This window comes from Streptomyces sp. NPDC058662 (genome assembly GCF_042716255.1).
Classification (GTDB): domain Bacteria; phylum Actinomycetota; class Actinomycetes; order Streptomycetales; family Streptomycetaceae; genus Streptomyces.
In genome coordinates, this window is sequence record NZ_JBHXRU010000052.1 from 1 (window position 1) to 14,255 (window position 14,255).

General features: G+C 71.6%; 13 protein-coding genes and 4 pseudogenes. 11 read left to right on the forward strand and 6 right to left on the reverse strand.

Annotated elements, in window-relative coordinates; translation table 11 throughout:
• Positions 1 to 452, reverse strand: a pseudogene (locus ACFWUQ_RS19095) (hypothetical protein); the annotation flags it as partial.
• Positions 453 to 681: 229 nt separating this feature from the next.
• Here ACFWUQ_RS19095 and ACFWUQ_RS19100 point away from each other — a divergent pair.
• The 3 genes from ACFWUQ_RS19100 to ACFWUQ_RS19110 all read left to right on the forward strand — a co-directional run bounded on the left by ACFWUQ_RS19100 (position 682) and on the right by ACFWUQ_RS19110 (position 3,020).
• The gene (locus ACFWUQ_RS19100) at positions 682 to 948 is read left to right on the forward strand and encodes a DUF6225 family protein (protein ID WP_384539186.1); all 267 of its coding nucleotides are present in this window, start codon (positions 682 to 684) and stop codon (positions 946 to 948) included.
• A 221-nt stretch (positions 949 to 1,169) separates the two neighbouring features.
• Positions 1,170 to 1,433 (forward strand): hypothetical protein, encoded by a 264-nt coding sequence (locus tag ACFWUQ_RS19105; RefSeq protein ID WP_384539188.1) that lies wholly within the window; start codon positions 1,170 to 1,172, stop codon positions 1,431 to 1,433.
• A 465-nt stretch (positions 1,434 to 1,898) separates the two neighbouring features.
• On the forward strand, positions 1,899 to 3,020 hold the full coding sequence (locus ACFWUQ_RS19110) for an IS630 family transposase (protein ID WP_384539190.1): 1,122 nt from the start codon (positions 1,899 to 1,901) through the stop codon (positions 3,018 to 3,020).
• A gap of 48 nt (positions 3,021 to 3,068) precedes the next feature.
• On the opposite strand, the gene ACFWUQ_RS19115 is transcribed toward ACFWUQ_RS19110, so the two are convergent.
• Positions 3,069 to 3,725 (reverse strand): hypothetical protein, encoded by a 657-nt coding sequence (locus tag ACFWUQ_RS19115; RefSeq protein ID WP_384539192.1) that lies wholly within the window; start codon positions 3,723 to 3,725, stop codon positions 3,069 to 3,071.
• A 177-nt stretch (positions 3,726 to 3,902) separates the two neighbouring features.
• A pseudogene (locus ACFWUQ_RS19120) lies at positions 3,903 to 4,698 on the reverse strand (IS5 family transposase).
• 95 nt (positions 4,699 to 4,793) lie between these two features.
• Here ACFWUQ_RS19120 and ACFWUQ_RS19125 point away from each other — a divergent pair.
• Entirely contained in the window at positions 4,794 to 5,417 is a 624-nt protein-coding gene (locus ACFWUQ_RS19125; protein ID WP_384539194.1) for a hypothetical protein, read from the forward strand.
• Positions 5,414 to 5,968: a hypothetical protein gene (locus ACFWUQ_RS19130; RefSeq protein ID WP_384539196.1), complete on the forward strand. Its 555-nt coding sequence runs from the start codon at positions 5,414 to 5,416 to the stop codon at positions 5,966 to 5,968. The genes ACFWUQ_RS19125 and ACFWUQ_RS19130 overlap by 4 nt, the downstream gene beginning before the upstream one ends.
• 315 nt (positions 5,969 to 6,283) lie before the next feature.
• Here the strand turns inward: ACFWUQ_RS19130 and ACFWUQ_RS19135 are convergent.
• Positions 6,284 to 6,358 (reverse strand): annotated as a pseudogene (locus tag ACFWUQ_RS19135) (hypothetical protein); the annotation flags it as partial.
• Here ACFWUQ_RS19135 and ACFWUQ_RS19140 point away from each other — a divergent pair.
• From ACFWUQ_RS19140 to gap, 5 genes and pseudogenes are all read left to right on the forward strand, one after another.
• Positions 6,326 to 6,520, forward strand: a pseudogene (locus tag ACFWUQ_RS19140) (hypothetical protein); the annotation flags it as partial. The pseudogenes ACFWUQ_RS19135 and ACFWUQ_RS19140 overlap by 33 nt on opposite strands.
• Before the next feature lie 121 nt (positions 6,521 to 6,641).
• Entirely contained in the window at positions 6,642 to 7,025 is a 384-nt protein-coding gene (locus ACFWUQ_RS19145) for a hypothetical protein (protein WP_384539198.1), read from the forward strand.
• 9 nt (positions 7,026 to 7,034) lie between these two features.
• Positions 7,035 to 7,682, forward strand: a complete 648-nt coding sequence (locus ACFWUQ_RS19150; RefSeq protein WP_384539199.1) for a DUF6372 family protein — start codon at positions 7,035 to 7,037, stop codon at positions 7,680 to 7,682.
• Between the two features lie 528 nt (positions 7,683 to 8,210).
• On the forward strand, positions 8,211 to 9,167 hold the full coding sequence (locus ACFWUQ_RS19155; protein WP_384539201.1) for a GlxA family transcriptional regulator: 957 nt from the start codon (positions 8,211 to 8,213) through the stop codon (positions 9,165 to 9,167).
• A 113-nt stretch (positions 9,168 to 9,280) separates the two neighbouring features.
• Positions 9,281 to 10,279, forward strand: a complete 999-nt coding sequence (gap, locus tag ACFWUQ_RS19160) for a type I glyceraldehyde-3-phosphate dehydrogenase (protein WP_384539203.1) — start codon at positions 9,281 to 9,283, stop codon at positions 10,277 to 10,279.
• A 103-nt stretch (positions 10,280 to 10,382) separates the two neighbouring features.
• Here gap and ACFWUQ_RS19165 read toward each other — a convergent pair whose 3' ends face one another.
• Positions 10,383 to 11,954, reverse strand: a complete 1,572-nt coding sequence (locus ACFWUQ_RS19165) for a glutamate synthase subunit beta (protein ID WP_384539205.1) — start codon at positions 11,952 to 11,954, stop codon at positions 10,383 to 10,385.
• A 219-nt stretch (positions 11,955 to 12,173) separates the two neighbouring features.
• On the opposite strand from ACFWUQ_RS19165, the gene ACFWUQ_RS19170 reads away from it, so the two are divergent.
• Positions 12,174 to 12,716, forward strand: coding sequence for an AAA family ATPase (locus ACFWUQ_RS19170; protein WP_384539245.1), 543 nt, complete (start codon positions 12,174 to 12,176; stop codon positions 12,714 to 12,716).
• Positions 12,717 to 12,756: 40 nt separating this feature from the next.
• Here ACFWUQ_RS19170 and ACFWUQ_RS19175 read toward each other — a convergent pair whose 3' ends face one another.
• Positions 12,757 to 13,950: a serine hydrolase domain-containing protein gene (locus tag ACFWUQ_RS19175; RefSeq protein ID WP_384539207.1), complete on the reverse strand. Its 1,194-nt coding sequence runs from the start codon at positions 13,948 to 13,950 to the stop codon at positions 12,757 to 12,759.
• Positions 13,951 to 14,255 lie beyond the last annotated feature (305 nt).

Below are 14,255 nucleotides of genomic sequence, written 5' to 3' on the forward strand. Positions count from 1 at the left end.
GTCCCGCCCCGCGCACCCCTGCCGGCCGCCCGTGCGGCGGGCGCTTCCGGGGCTGCGGGCGCTTCAGGGGCGGGCGCTGCCTCGGCGGGCGCTGCCTCGGCGGGCGTCGCGGCGGACTCCGCCGCCGGCCGCGCCGCCTTCCTGGCCCGCACCGTGCCGTCGCCGGCCTTCTTCCCGCGCCGGGGCCGCGGTACGGCCCCCGGCCCCGGCGCGGGCGCTGCGTCCGGGGACTCGGCGCCCCCCGCGGCCGTCTCGTCGGGGGCGGTCCCGGGCAGCGCGCCCTGGAGACCGCTCAGCCACTTCTCGTCCGCCCTCAACTGCTCCAGGCGCAGCCCCAGCTCGGCGATCCGGGCGGAGACGTCCTCCTGCTCCTTCCGGTTCGCCTCCAGGTCGCTGGCGAACCGCTGCGCGTACAGGCTCTGGATGGGCATGGTGTCCGGCTCGTCGGCCATGTCTGCTCGCTCTCCTCGTACCTGTTGTGGTGTTGCCGGATGCTACTCACCACGAGGTTGCCGTAGGTCCTTCCCCGCAAGATCCGCTTCCACTCGGGCCGCACCCCGCACGACATCAAGAGAAACGATCCGCCGCGTCCGTGGTCACGCGCTCGGCCTCCCGGCGCGCTCCGGTTCCTCCCGGCGCGCCGCGCCGGGATCACGGGGCGGGTGGTTCTAGCCTCTGCGCATGGCTGAGATGTTCGATCACATTCCCCAGGTGTGGACCGCCGCGCGGCTGCGCGCGGCGCTGGCGGACGTTCCCGACGACACACCGATCCACATCGGAGTCGCGGACGGGCCGGGCGACTTCGAGGGGTACAGCGGGTTCGTCCTCGTCGACGCGGAGCCCGTCGAGACGGAGACCGACTCCGACGTACCGGGCGCGGGACCGCAGGTGCGGTTCACCCTCTTCGCCGATGCCGAGGCGGGCGCGTACCACCTCGACGTCGACTGACGCCCCGGGCGCGCGTCCGCATCGTGAGACCCGATGGACGCGCGCCGGCCCGTCTGCCACCTTCGGTGTCCATGCAGCGTCAGCCGATGATTATCGACGACAGCGTGCCGACACCGAGTTGACCGGGCTGACCCGCCCGGCGACCCCCCGTCCGCACGCAGACCTCTCGCACTCCGCGAGGGGTCTTCTTGTTTTCCGCCACCGACAGGAGTGCAGCCCAGATGTCCGACACCACCGTCCTCGAACCCCGGCAGCAGCGGACCGAGACCGTCCCGGGCCACCGGCTCCTCGTACGGCTCCGGCACGGCCACGGGGCGCTCGCCCGGGTGGCCTGCGTCCTGAACAACCACCGCGTCGACAGGTTCAGTTACGAGTCCGCCGAACACGGCCTGGCCACCGTCGAGGTGGTGGTGCCGGCGGCCGAGGCGGAACGGGTCCGGGCCAGGCTGTGCCGGCTGGTGGGGGTCGTCGCGGTCTCGGTGTGATCCCGCGCCCCGTCCTCGACGGGAGGCGCGGAGGTGGCGGCAGAGCCGACATTCCACCCGCAGGCGCATCGAGCGGCGCGTGCGCGCCCAGACACGCGCCCCCGCGCCTCCGCGCGCCCCCGCGGGAGGGATGACCGCGCGATGCCGCCCCCTGACCACGAACTACCGGCAACGGCCGCACGGCCACCCCTACCGGCACCCGCACGACCGCCTCCGCCGAGGCCGGCACGACCGCCCTCGCCGACGCCCGCACGAGTTGGGTAACCCACTCACCACACGAGTGGCAGAGCTTCTCCTCCACTTCGCCGGGTGGTGTCGGTGACGCCACCCGCCCCTCGCGGTGGCGAAGGGCGCCTACGGTGAGCTGCGGGGCGGCAGCTAGTGCTCTGACCGCATAGGTTCGCCGGGTTGGCGGTCGTGGCGGTTGGATGTGCGGTGACGTCCGATCCGACCGCTGGAGGCGCGGTGGCCGAGCCTGTCCGTGTCCGCAGACTGACTGACCAGGAAGGGCAGCGGCTGCAGCAGATCGTGCGTCGGGGCAGCACCAACTCAGTGCGCTATCGGCGCGCGATGATGCTGTTGGCCTCGGCCGGTGGGAACCGGGTGCCGGTGACCGCCCAGCTGGTGCAGGCCGACGAGGACACCGTGCGCGATGTGATCCACAAGTTCAACGAGATCGGCCTGGCATGCTTGGACCCTCGATGGGCGGGAGGCCGTCCCCGCCTGCTCAGTCGTGACGACGAGAACTTCGTCGTCCAGATGGCCACCACCCGCCCCACCAAGCTCGGCCAGCCCTTTACCTGCTGGTCGCTGCGCAAACTCGTCGCCTACCTGCGGAAAGTCCACGGCCGGGTCATCCACATCGGCCGTGAGGCGTTACGCGGCCTGCTCGCCCGCCGCGGTGTCACCTTCCAGCGCACCAAGACATGGAAGGAATCTCCCGACCCGGAACGCGAGGCGAAGCTGGACCGGATCGAGGAGGTCCTTGACCGCCTCCCGGACCGAGTGTTCGCCTTCGACGAGTTCGGCCCGCTCGGAATCCGGCCCACCGCAGGCTCGGGCTGGGCCGAACACAAGCACCCCGACCGTGTGCCGGCCACCTACCACCGCACCCACGGAGTCCGGTATTTCCACGGCTGCTACTCGGTCGGCGACGACCGCCTGTGGGGCGTCAACCGCCGCAAGAAGGGCGCCGGAAATACGTTGGCCGCGCTGAAGTCGATCCGCGCCGCACGGCCCGACGGCGCACCGATCTGCGTGATCATGGACAACTTGTCCGCTCACAAGGGCGCCGACATCCGCCGCTGGGCGAGGAAGAACAAGGTCGAGTTGTGCTTCACCCCGACCTACGCCTCGTGGGCGAACCCCATCGAGGCGCACTTCGGACCGCTGAGGCCGTTCACCATCGCCAACTCCAACCACCCCAACCACACGGTGCAGACCCGGGCCTTGCACGCCTACCTGCGCTGGCGCAACGCCAACGCCCGTCACCGCGACGTCCTGGCCGCCGAGCGTAAGGAACGCGCACGCATCCGAAGCGAGAAAGGCATCCGCTGGGGTGGCCGACCGATCTCAGCAGCAGCCTGACCAGGCAACCCCGACCGAACCTCTCCTCTGCGGCGGAGACGCCTGAGCCTATGCCCGGGGTGTGCCGTCCCAGCGCCATGTGCTGAGACGGGGGTGTCCGGGTAGTTCGGCGCGTCCGGTGGCCCACAAGAGGGTGGGCCAGGTATCCGTGGACGACGGTGCGTCCGGAAACAGCCGGGCGAGTACCCGAGAGCACAGATCGGCAGGCGGGCTCCATGCGAGACCGAGCCCTTGTGCCAGGTCGTGCGTGTGCACCAGGGTCTCCACGATGCCCATCGCGGCAAAGCCCTCGGGGTCCGAGACGCCGAAGACGTGGTGAGCGCGGGTCTGCGGAGGCGTCGTGCGCACCATGGCGACCAGCAGCGCGCCGCTCGCTTCCAGGACCTGCAGCAGCCCGACGGGCCCCGCGTTGCGGTTCGCGTGAATGGCGTTCGCTGGGCCGCCAGGACGTCGGCTCTCCCATACGAAGGGAACCTCGCCATCCAAGGGCGGTGTTTTGGGGCCCAGTTGCGCAGCGTAGGCGAAGAGGTCGTCGCTGAGGTGCTCAACGGTTTCCCAGCAGTCCCATTCCAGCGAACCGGCCTTGCCTTCCCACGCGGCTGGGGGCGCCTCGCGAAGGACTGCCACAGCGAGTTGCACGGCAAGGTCGAGGTCGTCCGCGGTGACGGGGGGCTGGGAGAGGGCAATATCGGCTGATCGGGACATGGCAGGACCGTACCGCGACCGGAGGGATTCACCCCTCCTTTTTTGATCACCGGCCCAGCAACCCGGCGAAGGTTCGCCGTCACAGCACTAGCGTGCGGTCATGGCGATAACGGGGAAGCGACGGGTCCTGTACCGGCAGGGCACCGGGTTCTGGCGTATGACGGCGAAGACGACGTCTCAGTTGGTGAGGCGGCGGTGACAGATGAGGGTCGCGGCTATGCCGACGAAGCCAAGGAAGTGTTCGGCCTTGCGTTCGTAGCGGCGGTGGAGCCGTCGGCACCCAGCAAGCCAGGACACAGTCCGCTCGACTACCCACCGGTGGCGGCCGAGCCGTTGCGAGGACTCGATGCCCTTGCGAGCGATGCGGTGGCGGATGCCGCGTTTGCGGAGCCATCGGCGCAAGTGGACGTAATCGTATCCCTTGTCCGCGTGCAGTTTCGCAGGCCGTCGCCGGCGGGGTCCACGGCGAGAACGGATCGGTGGAATCCCGCGCACGAGCGGCTCCAGGCCGAGGCTGTCGTGCATGTTGGCGCCCGAGACGCCCAGTGAGAGAGGCAGTCCATTCCGGTCGGTGATCAGGTGGATCTTCGATCCGAGTTTGCCGCGGTCGGTCGGATTCGGTCCCGTCAGCGGCCCCCTTTTACTGCCCGCAGGCTCACTGAGTCGATCGCACACCTCGACCAGTCCAGTTCCCCGGTGGAACCCAGTTCGTCGAGGATGATGCGGTGGAGCTTGGCCCAAACCCGGGCTTCGGTCCAGTGCGTGAATCGGCGGTGGGCGGTCTGCCAGGACGCGCCGAACATGGGTGGGAGCTGCCGCCATGTGCAGCCGGACGTGGCAACGAAAAGGATCGCGGCCAAGACTCCACGGTCGTCAGCCTGCGACGTCCGCCGCCTTGTGGACGCACCGGCGCTTCGGGCATCACGCGAAGGAAGAGCTCCCACAAACTGTCTGGCACCAGCTGCCGCACCATCTCCATGCCAAGACAACGAGGACCCCGGCCAACCGTCGTCAGGAGGGGTGCTCGATGCTGGCACGAGCCATTCCCGGCCAGCATCTTCGAGGGGCATGACCGCCATGACCGACTATCTGCAGGCCGTCTTCGCCATGCTCGGCCCAGCGGAGAACCGATACAACGATCCTGCTGCCTGGCTGCACCTGGAGCAGGAGATCGACAGAAGGCTTCCCGCCGACTACAAGGCGATCGTCGATGCGTACGCCCCCGTCCAGCTCAACGGGAACCTCTACCTTTCGTCCCACCCGGCCTGTCCCTGGCGGAACCTGGGCCAGGAGATCCGGTCGGAGGCGGAAGGCTGGTCCGAGTGGCGGTCATGGGAGTCCGACGATCTGGAACCAGACGCCGACCCAAGAGTGATCTGCAACCGTCCGCAGATCACCTTCGGTTCCTCCGACGGCCTCATCCCTCTTGCGAGCACGGACCAGGGAGCCGCTGTCTTCCTGGCTCCAGAGGTCCACGGGTACTCCGACGGAATCGTGGTCCAGGGCTCGGAGGGCGACTGGGCCGGCCACGCCATGGACTTCGCCGAGTGGCTGTACCGCTACCTGACCGGCGAAGAGATGGCCGGCTGGGCCAGCGCGGCCCTGCACCCCGGTCCCGTCCTACTGGAGTACCTCCCCACGGGACCTGACGAGCGGACCCGCGAGGCGTACGGCCCGGCCCGAGATATGTGAGTTCCACGCCAAACGAGACGACGTCGAAGTGGGTTGTGGTCTTCGGGGCCCTGTACCTGCTGGACGGCGGGCTGCTCCGGTCGTGGGGGGGCGCTCTGGTCCTGCCGATGATCGGGGTCCTGCTGTGGGTGCCCTTCGGGATCGGCGTCGTCTGGTACCCGAAGAAGGACCAGCGCGTCGAGCTGACCACGCGTGAACTGCGGGTGCGGCGCAAGCGGCTGCCGATGGTGAAGGTGAACCTGCTGCATGTGGCACGACTGTGGCTGGAGGGGCGGTCAACCGCGGACGACCAGCCGGTGGGGGAATGGACACGGTTCGACCGGGTGGTGTGGGTGCCGCTGCGGGACGGCCGGGCGTTCGGCGTGGAGTTCCGCGACCCGGCCGCGTTCGCCAAGGTTTTCGGCGCCTTCGCGGTCGCGGCGTGCGGCGGGCCCAACATCGTCCGAGCGAGGGCCGCAGCGGAGACCTACCCTGATCCGCTCCCGGTGCGGCCCCGCCGCACCGCCGACAACACAGGCTCCCGGCTCGACCTCCTGGACATCTTCAACTGACAACCGGAAAACGCCGGCAAGGAGCAGCGCTCCGTCAGGGACACGGGGAACTCCAGAGGGCCGGCGTTCTCGACCAGCCCCCGGGAGGCGTTGCACACAAGTACCTCCTGTTACTTGCCGAACTTGCCTGCACCACCGAGTGTGCGCCTGAGCTGCACAAGGGCCCTCCGCCCCTGGATAACCGATGGGTGGACCCGACCGCGGTGATACCGCCGGCGGGAGCCGGGAGGGGCAGGGTTCAGGCGTCGAGGAGTCCGAGGTCGGATTCGGGCCGGCGAACGGGCATGCCTCTACGCCTCGCGCGATCGCAACGAGGGCCTGCGCGCGGGTGGCGGGGCGGGCACCGCCCTCGCCGAGCGCGCAGTCGCCCAGCTCCGCGCCGAGGGCCACGAGATCCGGGACGAGGACATCGTTTGGCTCTTTCCGCTCAAGCACCGCAATCCCAACGTGCTTGGCCGCTACAGCTTCACCGCCCCTACCCCAGCCTCCGTTGGCTTGCGGCCGCTACAGGACCCTTACGCGGTCGACCTCGACGAGGATGACGACGGGTAGGACCCGATGCCGCTGGTCGACTTGGCTCTGCCGCGTGAAGGGCTACGGGCGCCGCTCCTGGCGATGGACCGGGGTCTGTTCTCTGACGAGGAGGGTCGGGAGGGGCGGGCCCGGGCGTCGTGTGGCCGGCTTACTGGACGCCCTCGCCCAGCGCGACACCGCCACACTGCGCAGTGTGGCGATGGCCCCCTACGCGATCAGCGCGGCCGCCGACGGAGATCCCGTCTGTGATTTCTGCGGCGCTACCGGGCCCCTCGCGTACTACGAGGTGAACGAGTTCGGCATCACCGGCCCGGGCGACAGCTACCTCTCGGGAGACCGGTTCTACGCCTGCCCACGCTGCCGCGAGCTGGTCGACGCGAGCGACTGGAAAGGCCTGCGGAACTGGATCGGCCCGAGCAGCTCGTCCATGGGCCACCGGATGCTCCTGGTCGGCTTCAAGAAGCACCGCAAGGGCGACGCCGTCGAGTTCGAGCCCGGCACCAACCCCGAGACGAACCGGTAGACGACCACGGTGACCACACCCCTCCTGACCCTGCGGCTCCACTTCCTGGTCTTCTGGGAGCAGACCCAGCCAGGGGGGTGCCGGTGCGTGTGCCGCCTGTTCCACAGCATCCCCGGCACCGGCGTGTGGAAGTCGATGGGGTCCAGCGGGAATCTCGCCGACACGAGCAGATGGCCCTGTGCTGAGCTGAGCGAGGCGGCTCCCCGTCCGCGACTCGCGGTCCACCCGGACAGCCGTCCCCGGAAGACTCCGCGCCGGTCCGCATCCGGCTCCGTTCCACGAGCGCGCTGTCTTGCGCCGGCTCGTCGCGGAAGGGCTGGGAGATCCAGGCGCGGCGGGCGGACTATGACGGATCGTCGAGCCCGCCGGCCCCTGCGAAAGGGTCCCGTGACCGGTTTTCGTCCGGAACGAGGTCCGCAACGGGTTGGAGCAGAGGGCTTTCGCGCTTGGGGTGACGTGGATCGTGCCTGGTCAGAAGGTTTTGGTGAGTCACGTGTGCGGGCTTCAGCGCGGTCCGCCAACACGGCATGGACTTGCGGCTGTTCGCAGCCCACCGCAGGCGCATCGCAGAGGGCGGGTTCTTCAACCAGACCCCGCCTTCGACGGGCGCACACGGCGTCAGCGGATGAGAGGACAACTGAACATGGCGCACATTGAGCAGAACGGCCGTGAGCAGTCCGACCCTCTTGGGAAGGGCGAGTAGCCGGGATGCCGAGGTGCACATGGCAACGAGCGTTCCCCCTCGACCTTGTGTTGGTCGTTTTCGCCGATGACATCTTCCGATGGAGAATCGAAGGCGGGAAGTGGCTGTTCAGTACATGAGCAGCCTGTAGAACGCACTGGGCCCCCGGGCGGCAACCAAGGGGCACTGGTTCGACGACGCCTACGGCTGCCTCGACCTCGCCGAGCAGGTCTCCCGCGAGGAATTCGCCGCCGGCCCGCGCCCTGACCCGGACCCCGCCCCCGGCCTGACGCCGCCGGGCTGCCCTGCCCGCCGGGCCGGCTCTGCCCGTCGGGCGGGCCCGGTCCGACGGCGTTGGTCGCCCGGCGGTGTACGGACCACTGGACGCGGCCCGCGCCCGCCCGTGCGGCGTCCCGGACGGCCGACGGGAGCCCGCGGAGCCGCCGGCCGCGCGCGGGGGCGGTGCGCCCGAGCGGCTGCCGGGCCCGCGTACGCTCGTCCCCGTGTCCGCCTCACGCCTCCACCGCGTCGCCGTCCTCGTGCTCGAAGGGGCGAAGCCGCTCGACGTCGGTATCCCCGCGCAGGTCTTCACGACCCGCGCGAGCATGCCGTACGAGGTGCGGGTGTGCGGCGCCGCGCCCGGACTCGTGACCGGCGGCGACGGCCTCTCCTACCATGTGACGCACGGGCTCGACGCCCTCGCCTGGGCCGACATCGTCTTCGTGCCCGGCTACCGCTTCCCCGACCGCGAGGACCCGCCGCCGGCCGTCATCGAGGCGCTGGTCGCAGCCCACGCGCGGGGCGCGCGGCTCGCCGCGATCTCGACCGGAGCGTTCGCGCTCGCCGCCACCGGACTGCTCGACGGCCGACGCGCCACGACCCACTGGCACTACAGCCGGGCCCTCGCGGCCCGGCACCCCCTGGTCCGGGTCGACGAGAACGTCCTGTTCGTCGACGAGGGCAGTGTCCTCACCTCGGCCGGCGCCGCCTCCGGCATCGACCTGTGCCTGCACATCCTGCGCGGCGACATCGGCGTGTCCGCGTCCAACCACGCGGCCCGCCGGCTGGTGGCGGCGCCCTACCGCAGTGGCGGCCAGGCGCAGTACGTGCCGCGCAGTGTGCCCGAGCCGCTCGGCGAACGGTTCGCCGCCACACGCGAGTGGGCGCTGCACCGGCTCGACGAGCCCCTCACCCTCGACGTACTCGCCCGGCACGCCGGGGTCTCGCCCCGCACCTTCTCCCGGCGCTTCGCCGAGGACACCGGGTACACGCCGATGCAGTGGGTGATGCGCGCCCGCATCGACGTGGCCCGCGAACTGCTCGAACGCTCGCAGCGCGGTGTGGAGCAGATCGCCGCCGACGTCGGCCTCGGCACCGGTGCGAACCTGCGGACGCATTTCCAGCGCATCCTCGACACCACCCCGACGGAGTACCGGCGCACCTTCACCCAGGGCGAGTAGATCCCGCGGTCCGCCCCCGGTATGGCGAGATCCTTTTGAACCGTGGCGATCACGCCGCTGTCGCGGGCGGGCGCCGGGAGCGAACCTGATGGCGAACGAAAGGGACATCGCTCATGACTCGCATCGCCATCAACGGGTTCGGCCGCATCGGCCGCAACGTGCTGCGCGCACTCCTGGAGCGCGACAGCGACCTCCAGGTCGTCGCCGTCAACGACCTCACGGAGCCCGCCACCCTCGCCCGCCTGCTCGCCTACGACACCACCTCCGGCCGGCTCGGCCGCCCGGTGACCGTCGAGGGCAACGACCTCCTCGTCGACGGCCGACGCATCACGGTGCTCGCCGAGCGCGAACCGCAGGACCTGCCGTGGGCCGAGCTCGGTGTCGACATCGTGCTGGAGGCCACCGGCCGCTTCACCTCGGCCGAGGCCGCCCGCGGGCACATCAAGGCGGGGGCCCGGAAGGTCCTGGTCAGCGCCCCGTCCGACGGCGCCGACGTCACGCTCGCCTTCGGCGTCAACACCGACGCCTACGACCCGGCCGCGCACACCGTCGTCTCGAACGCCTCGTGCACCACCAACGCGCTCGCGCCCCTGGCCAAGGTGCTCGACGACCTCGCCGGCATCGAGCACGGCTTCATGACGACCGTGCACGCCTACACGCAGGAGCAGAACCTGCAGGACGGGCCGCACCGCGATCCCCGCCGTGCGCGCGCCGCCGCCGTCAACATCGTGCCGACGACCACGGGAGCAGCCAAGGCCATCGGCCTCGTGCTGCCGGGCCTCGACGGCAAGCTGTCGGGCGACTCGATCCGCGTGCCCGTCCCGGTGGGCTCCATCGTCGAGCTCAACACGACAGTTGCCCGCGAGGTCACGCGCGAGGACGTCCTGGAGGCCTACCGCGCCGCCGCGCGGGGACCGCTGGCCGGCGTGCTGGAGTACTCGGACGACCCGCTCGTGTCCTCCGACATCACCGGCAACCCCGCCTCGTCGATCTTCGACTCGGCCCTGACCCGCGTCGACGGCCGCCACGTCAAGGTGGTCGCCTGGTACGACAACGAGTGGGGCTTCTCGAACCGCGTGATCGACACGCTCACGCTGCTCGCCACCCGCTGATCCGACACATCGCGCGCCGCGGCCCCGGCCGGCCCCTACGGGGCGGCCGGGGCGCGCAGGGACCGGCGCATGGCGGCGTCCGCGAGGCTTGCAGGCCACAGCATCAGACGTCCCCGTAGCGCATCCGCCCCAACGCCGTCATCGGCCGGTCGTGGGCGGCGACAGGAGCCGGGAGGCACGTGGAGCCGGTCAGGTAGCGGTCGACGGCGGCGGCCGCCGACCGGCCCTCGGCGATGGCCCACACCACGAGGGACTGCCCCCGGCCCGCGTCGCCCGCGACGAACACACCCGGCGCGCGCCCGCCGCCCGCCGCGAAACCGGCGTCCCGCGCCAGGTTGCCCCGCTCGTCGAGCTCCAGACCCAGCTGCTCGCGCAGGCCGCCCGCCCGCTCCGGGCCCGAGAAGCCGAGCGCGAGGAGGACGAGGCCCACCGGTATCACGCGTTCCGTGCCGGCCAGACGGCCCCGGGCCAGCGGCTCGACCGCGGTCAGGCGCAGCGCCCGTACCCTCCCCGCGGCGTCGCCCTCGAACCGCAGGGTGGCGCTGGAGAACAGCCGCGGGTCGCGCCCCGCGCGCCCGCGGGCCTCCTCGTGGGCGTGGGAGATCCGGTAGGTCCTCGGATACACCGGCCAGGGCTCGCCGTCGGCCCGTTCCACGCCGGGTTCCGGGTTGATGTCCAGCTGGAGCACCGAGACCGCCCCCTGGCGCAGCGCCGTCCCCAGGCAGTCGGAGCCGGTGTCGCCGCCGCCGACGACGACCACGTGCCGACCCTCGGCGGTGAGGGGTGACAGGTCGTAGTCGCCCTCGCGGACCCGGTTGGCGCAGGTCAGGTAGTCCATGGCCTGGTGTATGCCGTGCAGGGCGCGGCCCGGGACCGGCAGTTCCCGGCGCTCGCCCGCGCCGATCGCGACGACGACGGCGTCACTCCGGCTCCGCAGTTCGGCCGCGCTGGACCCGGCCGCGCCCCCGGAGCCGCCCGCCGTCGGCACGCCGGAGCCGCCGCCCGGGGCGCCGCTCCCGCCTCCCACGTACGCACCCGTGACGAAGACGGTGCCCTCGTCCCGCATCTGCTCGATCCGGCCGTCCAGCCGCGCCTTCTCCATCTTGAACTCGGGGATGCCGTAGCGGAGCAGGCCGCCGATCCGGTCGGCCCGCTCGTGTACCGTCACGGCGTGCCCGGCCCGGGTCAGCTGCTGCGCCGCGGCCAGGCCGGCCGGCCCGGAGCCGATGACGGCCACGGTCTTGCCGCTGCGCCGCTCGGGCGGCCTCGGAGCCATGTACCCGCGCCGCATGCCCTCGTCCACGATCGCCTGCTCGACATTCTTGATGGTCACCGGGTCCGCGTTGATCGCGAGGACGCAGGCGTCCTCGCACGGGGCCGGGCACAGCCGTCCCGTGGCCTCCGGGAAGTTGTTGGTCGCGTGCAGCCGCTCGTACGCGGCCTCCCAGTCGCCCCGCGCCGCGAAGGCGTTCCACTCGGGTACGAGGTTCCCCAGCGGGCAGCCGGTGTGGCAGAACGGTATGCCGCAGTCCATGCAGCGGTCGGCCTGCCGGGAGACGAGCGGCAGCAGCGCCTGACCGGCGTGGACCTCGCGCCAGTCGCCGAGCCGCTCCGCGACGGGTCGGGCCGGCACGGCCTCGCGGGGGATCCTGAGGAAGCCGAACGGATCGGTCACGCTCCGCCTCCCTCGGTCGAGCGCAGCGCGGCGCGGTGCGCGGCGGGCGCCGCGCCGCTCGTACGCGTCCTGCTGCTTATGCGGCGGTTCGACCAGATTACGCCGACCGTGTCCATCTGACCCGGATGGAAAAGGTCCGTGACCGAGCAGGACAAGGCAGCACGGAACGTGACATCCGGGTTCCGGATGGGGAAGCTGGCCGGTAGCGTGGCCCGGATGATGGTGGGCACCCCGGACACCCGGCTCGTCGTACTGCGCGGGAACAGCGCCTCGGGAAAGTCATCGGTCGCGGCCGGTGTGCGCGAGCGGTTCGGCCGGGGCCTGGCCCTGGTCGGCCAGGACGTCATACGGCGCGCCGTCCTGCGCGAACGCGACCGGCCCGGGGCCGCGAACATCGGCCTGATCGACACCGTCGCACGCTATGCCCTCGACGCGGGCTACCACGTCGTCGTCGAGGGCATCCTCTACGCCGACCACTACGGCGCCATGCTCGCGCGGCTGCGCGCCGAGCACCGCGGCCCGACCCACGGCTACTACCTGGACGTGCCCTTCGAGGTGACACTCGCCCGGCACGCGACCAAACCGATCGCGGACTACATCTCCGAGGCCGATCTGAGCTCCTGGTACCGGCCGCTCGACCTGCTGCCCGGCGCCGTCGAGACGGTCATCGGGGCCGACAGCGCCCTCGGCGACACCGTCGGCCGCGTCCTGCGCGAGACCGGCCTGAGCGGGCTGCCCGCGCGGGACGCGGGCGAGCGCTGACGGTCCGTGCGGCCCGGGGCCCGTCCCGGTGCCGGCGGGCTCACCTGCGCAGGAGAGCGCAGACGAAGTCCTCCTGGACATCGCGGACCTGGGCGAGCAGGTCGGGGTTGACGGTGAGCGAGGTCTGCGTGGTGATCGTGAAGGTCAGCGACCGCCGGCCGTCCGCCGTGGCCGCGACCAGCTGCGTGTAGCCGGGCGTGTTGCCGGTGTGGCCGTACACCGCTCCGCATCGCGTGCTGTAGCGGTAGATGGCGAGGCCCGCTTCCGTACGGCCGGGCCCGGGCGGCTGGGACAGTGCGCCGGGAATGAACCTGAACTGCTCCCGGCGGGTCCGCTCCGAGACCAGCGCGCCGCCCGCGTAGCCCCGGATGAACGCGGTCAGGTCCTTCGGGGTCGAGACGATGCCCCCGGCCGCCCAGGCGCCGGAGGCGCTGACGGCCTCGCTGACGTCGACGGGCCCGTCCTGCGGGTCGATCTGGTAGCCGTGCAGGAAGGGGACGGGCAGGCGGTACCCCTGCGGCAGGCTGGTGGAGTCCAGGCCGAGCGGCTCGTTGACCAGTTCGCGCAGCAGGGCCTCGTACCGGCGTCCGGTGGCGGCCTCGGCCATCAGGGCGACGGCGATGTTGTCGGAGTTGGAGTACTGGTAGCGGCTGCCGGGGCGGAACGCGAGGTCCTCGCCGGCGACGAACTCCAGCAGGCGCCGGGAGTCGAAGCGGTGGCGGGGATCCGCGGAGACGATGTCGATGAACCCCTGGGACGCCGAGTAGTCGGGCAGCCCGCTGGTGTGGTTGAGGAGTTGACGCAGCGTCACCCCGTGCCATGCGGTGGGCTGGCCGGGCAGCACCTCGCCGATCGTGTCGTCCAGGTGCAGCCGGCCGCGGTCGACGAGCACCAGGGCCACCGCTCCGCTGAAAGCCTTGGCGACACTGGCGATCCGCATGTGGTCGGTCGCCCTGGGGGGCCGGCCGCTCCGCAGGTCGGCCACACCCGCCCGGTAGACCTCCGTACGGTCGCCGGCGCGCAGGACGGCGATGGCGCCGGGAGGTCCGTCGGGCCGCTCCACCAGCTCCCGGAGCTCCTGGTGGAGGGAGCCCCCGCGCGGGGGCTCGCGGTCCGATCCGGCCTGCGCGGGCTGCACGGACGCGCCGAGCAGGGCGCCGCACACGGCGGTGGCGGCGGCCAGGCGCAGCGACGGACGGAACCGGCGGGCGTGGCCGTTCGGGCGTGGGGACACGGGGGGACCTCCCGGGAAGACGGAGCGCGGAGGCCCACGATGGCAGGAGCCCCGCGGACGCCGACCCCGACACGGCCGCACCCCGCCCGGCCGTGGCCCGTCCGGCCCTGACGGCCGATCAGGGCCGGCCGGGGCGGCCGGAACGGCCGGGTGCGACCCCGCCGCCCCCGGGTGGGCTGCAGGGGCCTGTGGGGGTTATCCCGAAGGCGCGGGGGCCTGCTGCCCGGATGGAACGGTGGATCTTGAACACGCAGGCTGAACGGGTCCGGATCCCGGCGCGCAGCCGCGTGACACAAGGAGAGTTC

Bases quoted from the DNA above. Each gene is read 5' to 3' on its own strand.
- ACFWUQ_RS19170 (WP_384539245.1), top strand. From the start codon at position 12,174: ATGGTGGGCACCCCGGACACCCGGCTCGTCGTACTGCGCGGGAACAGC.
- ACFWUQ_RS19105 (WP_384539188.1), top strand. From the start codon at position 1,170: ATGTCCGACACCACCGTCCTCGAACCCCGGCAGCAGCGGACCGAGACC.
- ACFWUQ_RS19125 (WP_384539194.1), top strand. From the start codon at position 4,794: ATGACCGCCATGACCGACTATCTGCAGGCCGTCTTCGCCATGCTCGGC.
- ACFWUQ_RS19115 (WP_384539192.1), bottom strand. From the start codon at position 3,725: ATGTCCCGATCAGCCGATATTGCCCTCTCCCAGCCCCCCGTCACCGCG.
- ACFWUQ_RS19100 (WP_384539186.1), top strand. From the start codon at position 682: ATGGCTGAGATGTTCGATCACATTCCCCAGGTGTGGACCGCCGCGCGG.
- gap (WP_384539203.1), top strand. From the start codon at position 9,281: ATGACTCGCATCGCCATCAACGGGTTCGGCCGCATCGGCCGCAACGTG.